This window comes from Bordetella bronchialis (assembly GCF_001676705.1).
Classification (GTDB): domain Bacteria; phylum Pseudomonadota; class Gammaproteobacteria; order Burkholderiales; family Burkholderiaceae_B; genus Bordetella_C; species Bordetella_C bronchialis.
Genome location: NZ_CP016170.1, coordinates 659,089 through 671,580 on the forward strand (window position 1 = coordinate 659,089; position 12,492 = coordinate 671,580).

Consider the following 12,492-nt stretch of genomic DNA (forward strand, 5'->3'; position numbering starts at 1 on the left):
ACTCAAATTTTGATTTAAGATATACCATACCGCGCTTTTATCGATCATGCACGTCCCTGTTTCCGGATTCCGACCCCATGCCGCATAGAATTCCAGCCGTCCTTCCGCCGGCAGCGCCCGTCCGCGCGGATGGCGAAGCCACGCGCGCCAATATCATCGAGGCGGCCGGACAGCTGTTCGCCGAGCGCGGTTATGCGGACACGACCAGCAAGGCCATCTGCCAGCGCGCGCGCACCAATATCGCGGCGGTGAACTACTACTTCGGCAGCCGGGACGGGCTATACCTGGAACTGCTGCGGGAAGTGCACAGACGCCTGATGAGCGTCGGCTTTCTACGGGAGATCGCCGCCAGCCCGCTGCCTGCGGAGGACAAACTGGGCGTTTTCCTGCACGGCCTGGTCAGTGCGGTCGTCGACGCAAGCAACTGGCATACCCGGCTGTGGGCGCGGGAAATCCTGACGCCCTCGCCCCTGCTTTCGCAGGTGATGCGTGAAGAAGCCATGCCCAAGTTCCAGGTGCTGTCCGGCATCGTCGGCGAGATCACCGGCCTGCGTCCCGGCACGCCCGCGCTGACCTGTTGCGTGCTCAGCGTGCTGGCGCCCTGCCTGGTCCTGCTGGTGCTCGATCGCGGCGTGGAGACGCCGCTGCGGCAACTGTTCGACCGGCCGGCCGCCGAAATCGCCGCGCAGATGCGGGTGCTGGCCCTGGACGGGCTATGGGCGGTCCGCCGCGGCGGACCGGGCCGCTAGGCTGCTTCGCGAGGCCGCCCTTTGTTACCATTGGCGTTTGTAGAACCAGCCAGCACAGGACGTAGCGGGAGCCCGGTTCCCGTTCGCTGAACACCCATGAAGACGTGGATCAAGCGCATATCGATAGGCGTGGCGGTGGTGCTCGCGCTTGCGGTCGCGGGACTTGCCGTCTTTCTGCTTACCTTCGACCCCAACGCCTATAAGGACCGCCTGCAGGCCTGGGTCCAGGAGCGCTATCACCGCACGCTGACCATCGATGGCGACATCGAGGCCACGCTGTTTCCCCGCCTGGGACTGACCCTGCAGGGCGTCTCGCTGTCCGAACCGGATAGCAAGGAGACCTTCGCCGCCATGGAGACGGCGCGCATGTCGGTGGCGATCTGGCCGCTGCTGTCGCGCAACGTGGTGGTCGACCACGCAAGCTTCAGCGGTGTAAAGGCACGCGTGGTCCGCGACAAGCAAGGACGGCTGAACTTCCAGGATTTGCTGGGCGGCGAGCCGGCTTCGGCCGAACCGTCAACGCCGGCGGAACCGCAGGAACCGGGCCGGCCGGCGTCCGCGCCGCGCATCGACATCGCCGGACTGGACATCAAGGATGGCGAGATCCAGCTGCAGGACGACGCCACGGGCCGTGCCCTGGCGATATCGCAGCTCAACGCCAGCACCGGACGCGTACGCATCGACGAGCCCTTCGATGCCAGCGTGTCCGCGCATATCGAAGGCAGCACGCCGCGCTTCAATACCGATATCGCGGGCAAGGCCGTCGTGCGGATGAATCCGCAGGCACGGCGCTACGAGGCGCGCAAGCTGGACCTGAAGGCGTCCGGCGACCTGCCCGGCGCGCACGCCAGGAACCTGACGGCACGCGGCGACCTGGCCTACGACGGCCAGAGCGGCGCCGTGGACGCCAGCGCGCTGGAACTCGTCTTCCAGGGCGATGTGGACGACGTCGAAGGCGGGACGGCCGCCGTCGATGCCAGCCTGGCGGCCGAGACACTGCGCGCCGACCCGCGCAGCGGCGCCATCCAGGCGGCCAAGCTGGCACTGCGCGCCAAGGGGACGCTGCCGCGCGGGCCGTTCGAATTTGCGGCCGATGCGCCCGCGCTGGATGTTTCGGCCAATGCCGCCTCCGGCGAGCCGGTCACTGCCCGACTGCGCGTCGCCGGCGGCAATGCGGTGGACGCGCGGCTTTCCTTGAGCGGCATTGGCGGCAATAGCGGCAATCTTGCCATTGCCCAGGCCAAGGTCGCGGCGGAAATCAAACAAGGGGACCGCGGCTGGAACGTCAGCGCCGCCACGCCCATGACGCTGGACTTGCGCAAGCCGGCCGGCGCGCTGTCCGCCATGACGGGCGAAGTCGCCATCAGCGCCCCGGGCCTGCCTGGCGGCATCCTGCGGATCCCTTATACGGGTTCCTTGCAGGCGGACCGGTCGGCCGGGACCGCCGGCCTGGTGCTGGACGCGCAGCTGGAAGGCGGCAAGCTGGCCGTGACGGCGGATGCCACGCAGCTGGGCGCCAAGCCGGCGCTGCGCTTCGCGATCAGCGCCGATACGCTGGATATCGACAAGCTGCTGCCCCCCGGTTCCGAGCCGGCGCGCGGCCCCGCGGCCGCATCGGGTGGCGACAACGCGGCCGCCGGTCCCGCCGGGACGGCCACCGGACCGGCTCAAGCGGCGCCCGCCGGCGGCGCGCCAGCGGGGGCTGCCGCATCGCCCGCGCCGTCCAATGGCACGGCCGGCACCGCGGGCGCGCCTGGCGCGGCGCCACCCGCCGCGCGGCCGGTCCAGGGCGGGGCAGGGCAGCCCGGCGATATCGATCTGTCCGCGTTGGTCGGGCCGACGGCGCAAGGGACGATCAAGGCGGGCCGCCTGGTGGCTCGCGGCGTCACGATGCAAAACCTTTCCGCGACGCTGAAGCTGGCGCAAGGCAAGCTGGACATCGCGCCGCTGGCGGCCACGCTGTACAACGGCAAGCTGGCCGGCACGCTGAGCCTGGACGCGGCACACGACAACGCCGTGGCGACGCGCTTCACCCTGGACGGCGTGGCGATGGGCCCGCTGCTGGCGGACCTGACCAAGCGGTCGTCGGTGACCGGAGTGGGCAGTGTCGCGGCCAACCTGACCACGCGGGGCCGGCAGGCCCTTGCGTTGCGCGACAACCTGGCCGGCACGGTCCAACTGCGCGTGCGCGACGGCGCGATCAAGGGCTTCGACGTGGCGCGCGCATTGCGCGACTTGAAGCAGGCCATACTGGGCGGCAAGGGCGGTCCGGAAGACGTGCCCGCCGATACGGCGCGGGAGACCACCTTCACCCGCATGGATGCCGACCTGGCGCTGGCGGCGGGCGTCGCCACCATCAAGCGCCTGGATGTCGTCTCGCCCGTGTTGCGCGTCAGCGAGGGATCGCCGGCCGTCATCGACCTGCCCAAGGGGACGCTGGACGTCGTGGCCAATGTCAAGCTGGCCGATCCGCCCCCGGGGGACCTGCGCGAGTTGCGCGGCCTGGCGGTGCCGGTGCGCGTCGCCGGCCCATACGACGCCCTGCGTTATCGCGTGGAATGGCGCGCGGTGGCCGGGGATGCCGTCACGCGGGCCCTGGAGCGCGCCCTGGGCGGCAACAAGCAGAATGACGAATCGCGCCAGGAACGCCTCAGGGACCTGGGCAGAATGTTGAAGGGGATAACCGGAAAATGAGCAACCAATACCATCCCGTCGCGCATTGCGGCGGCGTGGACGATCCGCGTGGCGCCGACTACGACCGCCGCTGGCTGCTGGTCAACTCGGGCGGCCAGTGGATGACCCGCGAGGCCTGCCCGGCGCTGGCCGGCATCGGCGTGGAACTGCGCTTCGGCTACCTGGTGCTGCGGGCGCCGGGCATGTTGCGCATCGATATCCCGCTGGATGTCATCGAGGACGACGACAGCGTGCGCACCGCCGTGCTGGTGGGCGACCAGACCGTGGACGTCGTGGACGAAGGCGAGCTCGCCGCGGCCTGGGTGTCGAACTACACCGGCATTCCCTGCCGCCTGATGAAAGTCCACCCCGACATGGGGCCGGTGCGCTGGCCGTCCTGAGCCGGCGATGGCCTCAGGCCGGGCGGCGCGCGACGCTCATCGCGGCGTGCGCGGCCAGGCCCGCCACCAGCCCCCAGAATGCCGATCCCACGCCCCAGAAGCTCATGCCCGAGGCCGTCGCCAGGAGCGTGACCAGGGCGGCTTCCCGTCCATGTTCTTCGCGCATGGCGGCCGCCATGCCGCCCATGATGGGCGCCAGCAGCGCCAGGCCGGCCAGCGCCGCGATCAGCGTGGGCGGCAAGGCCTGGAAGAACACCGCCACCGCGCCCGCCGCGATGCTCAGCGCCACGTACGCCGCGCCGTAGACTACGGCCGCCACGTAGCGCCGGGCCGGATCGGGGTGCGCTTCCCGGCCCGCGCAGATCGCCGCGATGATGGCCGCCAGCGTGATGCTGTGCGCCCCGAAGGGCGCCGCGAGCAGGCCCACGCCGCCGCTGACGGCAATGACGCGCGACGCCGGTACATCGCGGTAGCCCGCGGCCTGCAGGACCGCCAGCCCGGGCAGGTTCTGCGAGGCCATCGCCACTACGAACAGCGGAAGGGCCAGGCTGACGACGCCACGCCAGGTGAAGACCGGCGTCGTCCAGATGAATTCCGTCAGATGCCAGTCCGCGCTCCCGAAGCTCAGCAGTCCCTGCGCGGCGGCGGCCGCCAGGCCGACGGCCAGCACGGCTAGGATGGCGTAGCGGGGCGCGTAGCGCTTGCAGGCCAGGTACACCAGCGCCATGGGCAGGACCAGCGCGGCCTGCCGTCCCATTGCGCCGAACACCCCGATGCCGAAATTCAGCAACACGCCGGCGAGCATGGCGGAGGCAATCTGCGGCGGAATGCGGCGCGCGATCGGATCGACCCAGCCGAGCAGGCCGCAGCCCAGGGCCAGCGCCGCCGCCACCACGAAGGCGCCCACCGCTTCGGGAAAGGGCACGCCGGCCAGCGCGGTGATCAACAGCGCCGCGCCTGGTGTGGACCAGGCCAGCACAATGGGAAGCCGCGTACGCAGGCTGAGCCAGACGCCGCCCACGCCCAATGCCAGGCAGATCGAGCCCAGCCAGGAGCCGATGCGGGCCGCATCCAGGCCGACGGTATGGCCGGCCTGCACCATCAACACCGCCGTCCCACCGAAACTGACGACCACGGCCACCAGTCCGGCGACGAAGGCGGATACGGAGAAATCGCGGCTCAGCGTGGCGCGCCGATCGCGCGCATGCGCGGTATCGGCAGGCCCGGCGGGCGCCAGCGCTTCCGCCGCGAGGCCGGTCGTGCCGGCGTCCCGGGCGCGGGCAACGGCGTCGGTCTGTATGGGGGGCTCTTGCATCGGTGGCCGGGGCGTGGCGCTCAAGCGTGTCCCGTCAGGCGTCGGTATTTCGCCATCAGGGCTTCCTGGCCTTCCTGCCACTGGGGGTGGATCTCGATGCATTCCACCGGGCACACCACCTTGCACTGCGGCTCATCGTAATGGCCCACGCATTCCGTGCATTTGTCCGGGTCGATGACGTAATAGTCCTCGCCCATCGAAATCGCTTCGTTGGGACACTGCGGCTCGCAAACGTCGCAGTTGATGCATTCTTCGGTGATCTTCAGGGCCATGGCGGACAGCGGCGGCGGGCGCCGGTCGGGCTGCGCGCGGCGCGCGCCAACCGGTGCATTGTAATGCCGCCACCGAAAGGGCAGCGGCAGGTCCGTGGCGGGGCCGAAGAGCCCGGCGCCTTGGCGGCGGACGCTATGGCCATATCGGCGTATCGGAATATCGCCGGGGGCCGTGTTGACGCGGCGGAGCGGGCGGCGTGTTCAGCCCGGCCAGCTCTGTTCGCGATGTTCCTTGGCCTTTTCCTGCAGCCAGCGTTCCACCGAGGGAAAGACGAACTTGCTGACGTCGCCGCCCAGCTGCGCGATTTCGCGCACGATGGTGCCCGAAATGAACTGGTATTGATCGGACGGCGTCATGAACAAGGTCTCGACATCGGGCAGCAGATGCCGGTTCATGCCGGCCATCTGGAATTCGTATTCGAAGTCGGACACGGCGCGCAGGCCTCGCACGATGACGCGGCCGTTCTGCTCGCGCACGAAGTCCTTCAGCAGGCCGCCGAAGCTTTCCACGCGCACGTTGGGATAGTGGCCGAGGACTTCGCGTGCGATGGCGACGCGCTCGTCGATGTTGAAGAAGGGCTTTTTATTGCGGCTATGCGCCACGCCGACCACCACCTGGTCGAACAGCGCCGCGGCGCGCCGCACCAAGTCCTCGTGACCGCGTGTCAACGGGTCGAATGTGCCGGGGTAAACAGCGATGATCATGCGCCCTCCCTTGATTTATAGGTGTGTCACCTCTCCGAACCGGGGATTATTGATCTATTTCCGCATTGCAGCAAACCGCAGTAGCGCATAGTGGACAGCACCGGCGCGATCCTTACGCAATATTTCGAATTGTGGCCCCGGCGGGGCGGTCAATTCCTCTTCGCTTTCCACATAGACCAAGGCGTCCTCGCTCAGCACACCCGGCAGCAGCGGCCACAGCCGTTCCAGCCATCCCTGGCCGAAAGGCGGGTCCAGCATAACCAGATCGTAGCGCGATGCGTCCATGCGGCGTAGCACTTCCATGGCGTCGCCGGCATGGATGCGTATCTGTCCGGCGCCCAGCTTGTCGCGCAAGGTGCGCAGCGCGGCCAGCGCGGCCTTGTCCCGTTCCACCATTTGCACGTGGGCGACGCCGCGCGAGGCGGCCTCGAAACCCAGCGCGCCGCTGCCAGCGAACAGGTCCAGCACCTGCTTGCCGGAGAAATCGCCGTCCCAGAAATAGTGCAGCCAGTTGAAGAGCGTTTCCCTGACGCGGTCGGGCGTGGGGCGCAGCCCGGGCGAGTCGATGACCGCGATGGGCGTGCGCCGGTATTGGCCCGCGACGATGCGAATATACTTGTTCGTCATGCTGAATTTCTTCAAGAAAAAATCCCCCGCTCCCGCGCCTGAGCCCGCCCCGTCCACCCCGGCTGCCGAGCCCGCCGCACGCGACGCGTCCCCATCCGCTCCGCCCGCGCCACCGTTGGCGCCGCGCGCGGACGAACGCGCGCCCGCGTCGCCGCCGCCCGCGGATGAGCAAGGGCGCTGGCCCTCGGCCACGGTAGAGGCTCCCCTGGACCTGGGCGGTGCTTCCGCCTCGTCCGGCGTTCCGGACGCCACGGCGGACACCGGTTCCGCCACGGCCGAACCGGCCGCGAAAAAATCCTGGTTGCAGCGCCTGCGGCAAGGCCTGTCCCGTACCGGCCAGAGCATCGGCGGGCTGTTTGTCGGCGTCAAGGTCGACGAAAACCTGTTCGAGGAACTGGAAACGGCGCTCATTATGGCCGATGCCGGCGTCGAGGCGACCGAGGCCCTGTTGACCGCGTTGCGGGCCCGGGTCAAGAAAGAACGCATCGAGGATGCCGGCAGGGTGCGCGACGCGCTGCGCCAGATCCTGGCCGACCACTTGCGCCCGCTGGAGCGCCGCTTCGAGCTGGGTCGCGCCAAGCCGCTGGTGGTGATGATCGCCGGCGTGAACGGCGCGGGCAAAACCACGTCCATCGGCAAGCTCGCCAATACCTTCCAGCGCCAGGGTGCCAGCGTGTTGCTGGCCGCGGGCGACACCTTCCGCGCGGCCGCCCGGCAGCAGTTGATGGAGTGGGGCGCGCGTAACAACGTATCGGTGATCGCACAGGAAGGCGGCGATCCGGCCGCCGTGGCGTTCGACGCGGTCAACGCGGGGCGTGCCCGTGGGGCCGGCGTGGTGATGGTCGACACCGCCGGACGGTTGCCCACGCAACTGCACCTGATGGAAGAACTGAAGAAGATCCGCCGCGTGATCGGCAAGGCGGATCCCGCCGCGCCGCACGAAGTGCTCTTGGTCGTCGACGGCAATACCGGCCAGAACGCCCTGGCGCAAATCCGCGCCTTCGACGCCGCGATCAATCTGACGGGCCTGGTGGTGACCAAGCTGGACGGCACCGCCAAGGGCGGGACCCTGGCCGCGGTCGCCGCCGGCAGCCAGGGCGTGCGCCCCGTGCCGGTGTACTGGATCGGCGTGGGCGAAGGCCTGGAAGACCTGCAGCCCTTCGTGGCCGACGAATTCGCGTCCGCGCTGCTGGGCATGTCCAACTAAGGCCTGCCCGGCCGGCCGCGCCGGTCCGTTACTTCCAGAACCGTTTCGCGTGACCCAGCTTGGTAAAGGCGCGTTGCGCCTCGCCCAGCAGTTTTTCCTGCCGGGCGCTGATCCAGCCCAGGGCGAACCAGGCTTGCGGGTGCCGGGTGCTCCATTGCCGATACAGGTCGTGGGCGACGGAAAGGTCGTTCATCTCCCCCAATACGTCCTGCACGTCCGCCAGCTTGCGCCGATAGTCGCGCATCTTTTGCGCGGGCAACAAGGACTCCGCGAAGCTCAGTCCATAGCGCAGGCGCTTGGCGCGCTTGCGCAGCGCGTGCCGCGACGGGATATCGAGGGCGGCGAATCGCTCTCCCTCGGCCAGTACCTGCTTATGCCATTTGCGCAGGCGGCGGGCGAGCAAGGTCCGGAGATCGCGCGGCGTGCGCGGCGTAAGGGGGATGATGGTCGGATGGAAGATCTCCACCGCCAGGGATGCGGCGTGGTGCATGGCCGCGGCGGGCTGGGCGCGGTGTTTTGCGCGGCCGTCGCCTTCGCCGTTGCGGCTGCCGCCGGCATCGGCAGCATCTTCGGCACCCCTGGCCAGGTCCTGGTCCTTGGCCGCGCCGTTTCCACTGCTGGCGCCCTGGTGCGTTGCCTGCCCGTGGCCCGGCAGGCTTCGAACCCCGCCGCCGGCATCATCGCCCGGGTTGCTCCTGTCCGCCCTGGCAATCCCGTTGCCGCTCGCCTTGCCGTGGCCGCCGGCATTGCCGTCGCCATCGGCGGCATGGCCGGACCCGCCCCCTGGCTGCCCTTCCGCATACGCGGCACGCCCCCGGCTTTCCGCATCCTGCGCTTCCGGTCCGGGACGCACGTCCAGCGTCCATTCCAGCATGTCCAGCAGCCAGCCCTGGAAGGCCTTGCCGGCGGCGGTCTCCTGCGCGGCCACGGGCGGCGTATCGTCTTCCGGTATCGGAAAGGTCGGCATGCCCGCCTTCACGAGCGCGGGGATGATGGACTCCTGCAGGACGTCCTGGTCGCGGTTGGCGCCGAAGGCGGAAAAGTACCCGCGCAGCGCCGCTTCCGCTTCCCGTGGCGGCAGCTCGGCCCAGCCGCGGAACAGCCGCCACGCCGACCGCAGGCGCCGTATGCCGACCCGCAGCTGGTGGACGTGCTCCGGCTGGCCCGCGCCATAGATTCCCAGGGTATCGACCTCGGACAGCATGGCGGCATTGCGCATGATCTGGTCCAGGCATTCCGCCGCCACCGCCGCCAGGCCCTGCGGCGGCGTCATTTCCGGATAGAGCGACACGGCCTTGGCGAAGCGCGGGCCCCAGAAACGCGCGATGGCGGCCTTGCGGGGTTCTTCTTCCAGGCCGGGCTGCGCAAGCGTATGCGCGAGCTGCGCCAGGGCGTCGCCACGCTCGGACTTGCTGCGCGGGTCCAGCACCAGCCCGTAGCGGGACAGCCAGGTGCGGGCCGTGGCGAATATCGCGCCGGGGCGCCCGGACATCAGTTCGAATTCGACCTCGCGGATCGGCAGTTCCAGGTCTCCGGCCCGCAACACCCCCACGTCGTAGGCGATTTCCACCGTGCCCTGCCGCGTGCGGGTCTTGCGCACCAGACGCGTGACGTCCGTCTCGTAGCGCAGGCCCAGTTCGCCTTTCAGCGCCGCCAGCGCGGCGTGGACTTCGGTCCCGGCGTACACGGAAAGATCCAGGATGGGACCCGGACGGGGGTGGTTCATCTCCACGCGGGTGATCGCATTTCCGCCGGGCGTCTTCAGTGTCTGCACCCAGTTGCGGCCCTCGCGCCGCAGGCGGATGGCGATCCGGGCCCGGGCCAGCTCGCGCTCGGGGGTGTCGAAGTACATCGCATGCAAGGGGACGCGCTCGGCGCCGGCTTGCTTGAGTTCGCGTTCGACGGCCGCCCGGGAGGCATGGGGCACGTGCAGCTTCAGTTCCTGTTCCGACATGACGTTCCGCAAAACAAGTGAGACGGGCGATGTTACCCAGCCGTACGGCAGGGCATGATGACTTGTCATAAATCGGTCATCTGCCGCCATGATGCCGCGAACGGCATGCAATGGTCGGATTCTTTTATTGCGTTAGATGGTTCGGCGCCGACTTTCTACGCCGTGGATCCACATCCGGCAGGGCTGGATGGGATCACGCCGGCCGGATGTGCCCGGCGGGTCGCCGCCTTCCCGGCGCGGCACACCGTCCGCCCCGGCCGGCGGGCGCTAAAATGGCGGTTTTCCGCCTGACCTTCCCGCCGTGATGTCCGCCCAGCCGACCCCCGTCGCTCTTGCTCCCGACGCCGAATCCTTCGGCATCGCCTCGGTGACCGAAATCATCGCCGAGCTGCGCGCCGGCCGCATCGTCATCCTGGTCGACGAAGAGGACCGCGAAAACGAAGGCGACCTGGTCATGGCCGCCGAATTCGTCACCCCGGAAGCCATCAACTTCATGGTGACCCACGGACGCGGCCTGGTCTGCCTGACCCTGACCGAGGAACGCTGCCGCCAGCTGGACCTGCCCCTGATGGCGTCGCGCAACGGCACGCGGTTCGGCACCAATTTCACGGTCTCGATCGAAGCGGCGCAGGGCGTGGAAACCGGCATTTCCGCCGCCGACCGCGCCCGCACCATACGCACGGCGGTGGCGCGCGACGCCAAACCGTCGGATCTGGTGCAGCCGGGCCATATCTTCCCGGTGCGCGCGGTGCCAGGCGGCGTGCTGGTGCGTGCCGGCCATACCGAGGCCGGCTGCGACCTGACCGCCATGGCCGGCCTGACGCCGGCGGCCGTCATCTGCGAAATCCTGCGGCCCGACGGCACCATGGCACGCCTGCCGGACCTGGTCGCCTTCGCCCAGGCCCATAACCTGAAGATCGGCACTATCGCCGACCTGATCCAGTACCGCAGCGAACACGAATCCATCGTGCAGCGCCTGGGCGAGCGCGCCATGCAGACGGCTTGGGGGCGCTTCCGCTCGGTGGCGTATCGAGACACCGCCACCCAGTCCATCCACCTGGCGCTGGTGCACGGCGACATCGATCCCCAGCGCGAAACCCTGGTGCGGGTGCATGAGCCGGCCTCCGTGCTGGACGTCCTGGACACCGGCGCCAGCCAGCATAGCTGGGGCGTGGCGCAAGCGCTCGAGGCCATCGCCGCCGCGCCGGCCGGCGTGGTCGTCCTGATGAATTGCCAGGCGGGCGGCGAGCACCTGGCCGACCAGATCGCCGGCTGGAACGACAGCCCGGAGTCCGCCCGGACCGAGTCGCGCGGCGACCGCATGGGGCTGCGCACCTACGGCATCGGCGCGCAGATTTTGCGGGATCTCAACGTCGGCCAGATGAAACTGCTGGCGCGTCCCCGCAAAATGCCCAGCATGGCGGGATTCGCCCTTTCCATTACAGGTTACGATTGCGACCCTCCGGCGTCCCCGGTACGCTAGGAACCCCGGCTTTTTCCCGCGGGCGTCCATGCTGGCCCGTCGCGGCGCCAGTCCTTCGCACTCAACCGCCCGCAACCTATAAGGCAGTCATCGATGAATCCCTACACCTTATCCCCTGATTTGAACGGCGAGGGGCTGCACATCGGCATCGTCCGCGCCCGTTTCAACGAGGAGATCGGCCAGGCCGAACAGGACGCCTGCCTTGAAGAGCTCGCCAAGCTGGGTGTCGACGAGCGCGACGTCATGCTGGTTACCGTGCCCGGCGCGCTGGAGCTCGGCGTCACGCTGGCCCGCATGGCGGAAACCTATGAATTCGACGCCCTGATCGCGCTGGGCGCGGTCATCCGCGGCGAGACCTACCATTTCGAGATCGTCAGCAACGAGATGGCCGCCGCGATCACGCGCATTTCGGTGGAAACCGGCATCCCCATCGCCAACGGCGTGCTCACCGTGGACACCGATGAACAGGCCGAGGCGCGCGCCCCGGTAAAGGGCCGCGATTGCGCCCAGGTCGCGGTGGAAATGGCCAACCTGATCGCCGCCCTCGAACCCGAGTCCGACGACGAGGACGAGGAAGAAGAGGATGACGAAGACTACGACGAAGAAGACGATGACGACCGCCGCTGATCAAGCCGCCCAGGTGCGCGCCAACGCGCGCAGCGCGCGGCGCCGGGCCCGCGAGTTTGCCCTGCAGGGCGTCTATGCGTGGCTGCTGCGCGGCGGCGAAGGCACCCAGGATGCCGGCGAAATCGACGCCCATCTGCGCGATGCCGAAGACTTCTCCGAAGCCGACGCGCAGTGGTTCAAGACGCTGCTGCATGGCGTGCTGCAGGAAGCCCCCGCGCTGCGCGAAAAGTTCACGCCCTACATCGACCGGCCGCTGAACGAGCTGTCGCCGGTGGAGCATGGCATCCTGCTGATAGGCAGCTACGAGCTGGTGCACCACCTGGAAGTGCCGTACAAGGTCGCCATCAACGAGGCCGTCGAACTGGCCAAGTCCTTTGGCGGCACGGACGGCTTCAAGTTCGTCAACGGCGTACTGGACAAACTGGCCGCGGTGGTGCGGGCCAAGGAAGTCGCCGCGGCACCCCGCCGCTGATCGGCGG

At 68.9% G+C, this 12,492-nt stretch carries 12 protein-coding genes; 7 read left to right on the plus strand and 5 right to left on the minus strand.

Annotated elements, in window-relative coordinates; translation table 11 throughout:
- Positions 1 to 77 precede the first annotated feature (77 nt).
- The 3 genes from BAU06_RS02815 (at position 78) to BAU06_RS02825 (ending at position 3,823) form a co-directional block, all read left to right on the plus strand.
- The gene (locus BAU06_RS02815) at positions 78 to 749 is read left to right on the plus strand and encodes a TetR/AcrR family transcriptional regulator (protein WP_066344076.1); all 672 of its coding nucleotides are present in this window, start codon (positions 78 to 80) and stop codon (positions 747 to 749) included.
- Between the two features lie 96 nt (positions 750 to 845).
- Positions 846 to 3,443: an AsmA family protein gene (locus BAU06_RS02820; RefSeq protein WP_066344079.1), complete on the plus strand. Its 2,598-nt coding sequence runs from the start codon at positions 846 to 848 to the stop codon at positions 3,441 to 3,443.
- Complete coding sequence (locus BAU06_RS02825) at positions 3,440 to 3,823, plus strand: MOSC N-terminal beta barrel domain-containing protein (RefSeq protein WP_066344082.1); 384 nt, start codon at positions 3,440 to 3,442, stop codon at positions 3,821 to 3,823. Before BAU06_RS02820 ends, BAU06_RS02825 begins: the two co-directional genes overlap by 4 nt.
- Positions 3,824 to 3,836: 13 nt before the next feature.
- Here the strand turns inward: BAU06_RS02825 and BAU06_RS02830 are convergent, their stop codons facing one another.
- The 4 genes from BAU06_RS02830 to rsmD all read right to left on the minus strand — a co-directional run bounded on the left by BAU06_RS02830 (position 3,837) and on the right by rsmD (position 6,742).
- Positions 3,837 to 5,138: a benzoate/H(+) symporter BenE family transporter gene (locus tag BAU06_RS02830; protein WP_082993497.1), complete on the minus strand. Its 1,302-nt coding sequence runs from the start codon at positions 5,136 to 5,138 to the stop codon at positions 3,837 to 3,839.
- 20 nt (positions 5,139 to 5,158) lie between these two features.
- Positions 5,159 to 5,410 (minus strand): YfhL family 4Fe-4S dicluster ferredoxin, encoded by a 252-nt coding sequence (locus BAU06_RS02835; protein WP_066344084.1) that lies wholly within the window; start codon positions 5,408 to 5,410, stop codon positions 5,159 to 5,161.
- 201 nt (positions 5,411 to 5,611) lie between these two features.
- Complete coding sequence (coaD, locus tag BAU06_RS02840) at positions 5,612 to 6,115, minus strand: pantetheine-phosphate adenylyltransferase (RefSeq protein ID WP_066344086.1); 504 nt, start codon at positions 6,113 to 6,115, stop codon at positions 5,612 to 5,614.
- Between the two features lie 54 nt (positions 6,116 to 6,169).
- Entirely contained in the window at positions 6,170 to 6,742 is a 573-nt protein-coding gene (gene rsmD, locus BAU06_RS02845) for a 16S rRNA (guanine(966)-N(2))-methyltransferase RsmD (RefSeq protein ID WP_066344087.1), read from the minus strand.
- Here rsmD and ftsY point away from each other — a divergent pair.
- A complete protein-coding gene (gene ftsY / locus BAU06_RS02850; RefSeq protein ID WP_415834895.1) occupies positions 6,720 to 7,949 on the plus strand; it encodes a signal recognition particle-docking protein FtsY in 1,230 nt (409 codons plus the stop codon). The two genes, rsmD and ftsY, sit on opposite strands and share 23 nt — an antisense overlap.
- 28 nt (positions 7,950 to 7,977) lie before the next feature.
- Here ftsY and BAU06_RS02855 read toward each other — a convergent pair whose 3' ends face one another.
- On the minus strand, positions 7,978 to 9,903 hold the full coding sequence (locus BAU06_RS02855; protein ID WP_066344091.1) for a CYTH and CHAD domain-containing protein: 1,926 nt from the start codon (positions 9,901 to 9,903) through the stop codon (positions 7,978 to 7,980).
- Positions 9,904 to 10,207: 304 nt separating this feature from the next.
- On the opposite strand from BAU06_RS02855, the gene ribBA reads away from it, so the two are divergent.
- From ribBA to nusB, 3 genes are all read left to right on the plus strand, one after another.
- The gene (gene ribBA, locus BAU06_RS02860) at positions 10,208 to 11,386 is read left to right on the plus strand and encodes a bifunctional 3,4-dihydroxy-2-butanone-4-phosphate synthase/GTP cyclohydrolase II (protein WP_066344093.1); all 1,179 of its coding nucleotides are present in this window, start codon (positions 10,208 to 10,210) and stop codon (positions 11,384 to 11,386) included.
- Positions 11,387 to 11,479: 93 nt separating this feature from the next.
- Positions 11,480 to 12,013 carry a 6,7-dimethyl-8-ribityllumazine synthase gene (ribH, locus tag BAU06_RS02865; protein WP_066344096.1) on the plus strand — a complete coding sequence of 178 codons (534 nt, stop codon included), beginning with the start codon at positions 11,480 to 11,482 and terminating at the stop codon, positions 12,011 to 12,013.
- On the plus strand, positions 11,997 to 12,485 hold the full coding sequence (gene nusB / locus BAU06_RS02870; protein WP_066344098.1) for a transcription antitermination factor NusB: 489 nt from the start codon (positions 11,997 to 11,999) through the stop codon (positions 12,483 to 12,485). The genes ribH and nusB overlap by 17 nt, the downstream gene beginning before the upstream one ends.
- The last annotated feature ends 7 nt before the right edge of the window (positions 12,486 to 12,492 follow it).

What these genes read in the sequence shown, in the direction of transcription:
- BAU06_RS02820 (WP_066344079.1), top strand. Translation starts at nt 846, where the DNA reads ATGAAGACGTGGATCAAGCGCATATCGATAGGCGTGGCGGTGGTGCTC.
- ribH (WP_066344096.1), top strand. Translation starts at nt 11,480, where the DNA reads ATGAATCCCTACACCTTATCCCCTGATTTGAACGGCGAGGGGCTGCAC.
- BAU06_RS02855 (WP_066344091.1), bottom strand. Translation starts at nt 9,903, where the DNA reads ATGTCGGAACAGGAACTGAAGCTGCACGTGCCCCATGCCTCCCGGGCG.
- BAU06_RS02825 (WP_066344082.1), top strand. Translation starts at nt 3,440, where the DNA reads ATGAGCAACCAATACCATCCCGTCGCGCATTGCGGCGGCGTGGACGAT.
- rsmD (WP_066344087.1), bottom strand. Translation starts at nt 6,742, where the DNA reads ATGACGAACAAGTATATTCGCATCGTCGCGGGCCAATACCGGCGCACG.
- ribBA (WP_066344093.1), top strand. Translation starts at nt 10,208, where the DNA reads ATGTCCGCCCAGCCGACCCCCGTCGCTCTTGCTCCCGACGCCGAATCC.
- BAU06_RS02815 (WP_066344076.1), top strand. Translation starts at nt 78, where the DNA reads ATGCCGCATAGAATTCCAGCCGTCCTTCCGCCGGCAGCGCCCGTCCGC.
- BAU06_RS02830 (WP_082993497.1), bottom strand. Translation starts at nt 5,138, where the DNA reads ATGCAAGAGCCCCCCATACAGACCGACGCCGTTGCCCGCGCCCGGGAC.
- coaD (WP_066344086.1), bottom strand. Translation starts at nt 6,115, where the DNA reads ATGATCATCGCTGTTTACCCCGGCACATTCGACCCGTTGACACGCGGT.
- BAU06_RS02835 (WP_066344084.1), bottom strand. Translation starts at nt 5,410, where the DNA reads ATGGCCCTGAAGATCACCGAAGAATGCATCAACTGCGACGTTTGCGAG.
- nusB (WP_066344098.1), top strand. Translation starts at nt 11,997, where the DNA reads ATGACGACCGCCGCTGATCAAGCCGCCCAGGTGCGCGCCAACGCGCGC.
- ftsY (WP_415834895.1), top strand. Translation starts at nt 6,720, where the DNA reads ATGCGAATATACTTGTTCGTCATGCTGAATTTCTTCAAGAAAAAATCC.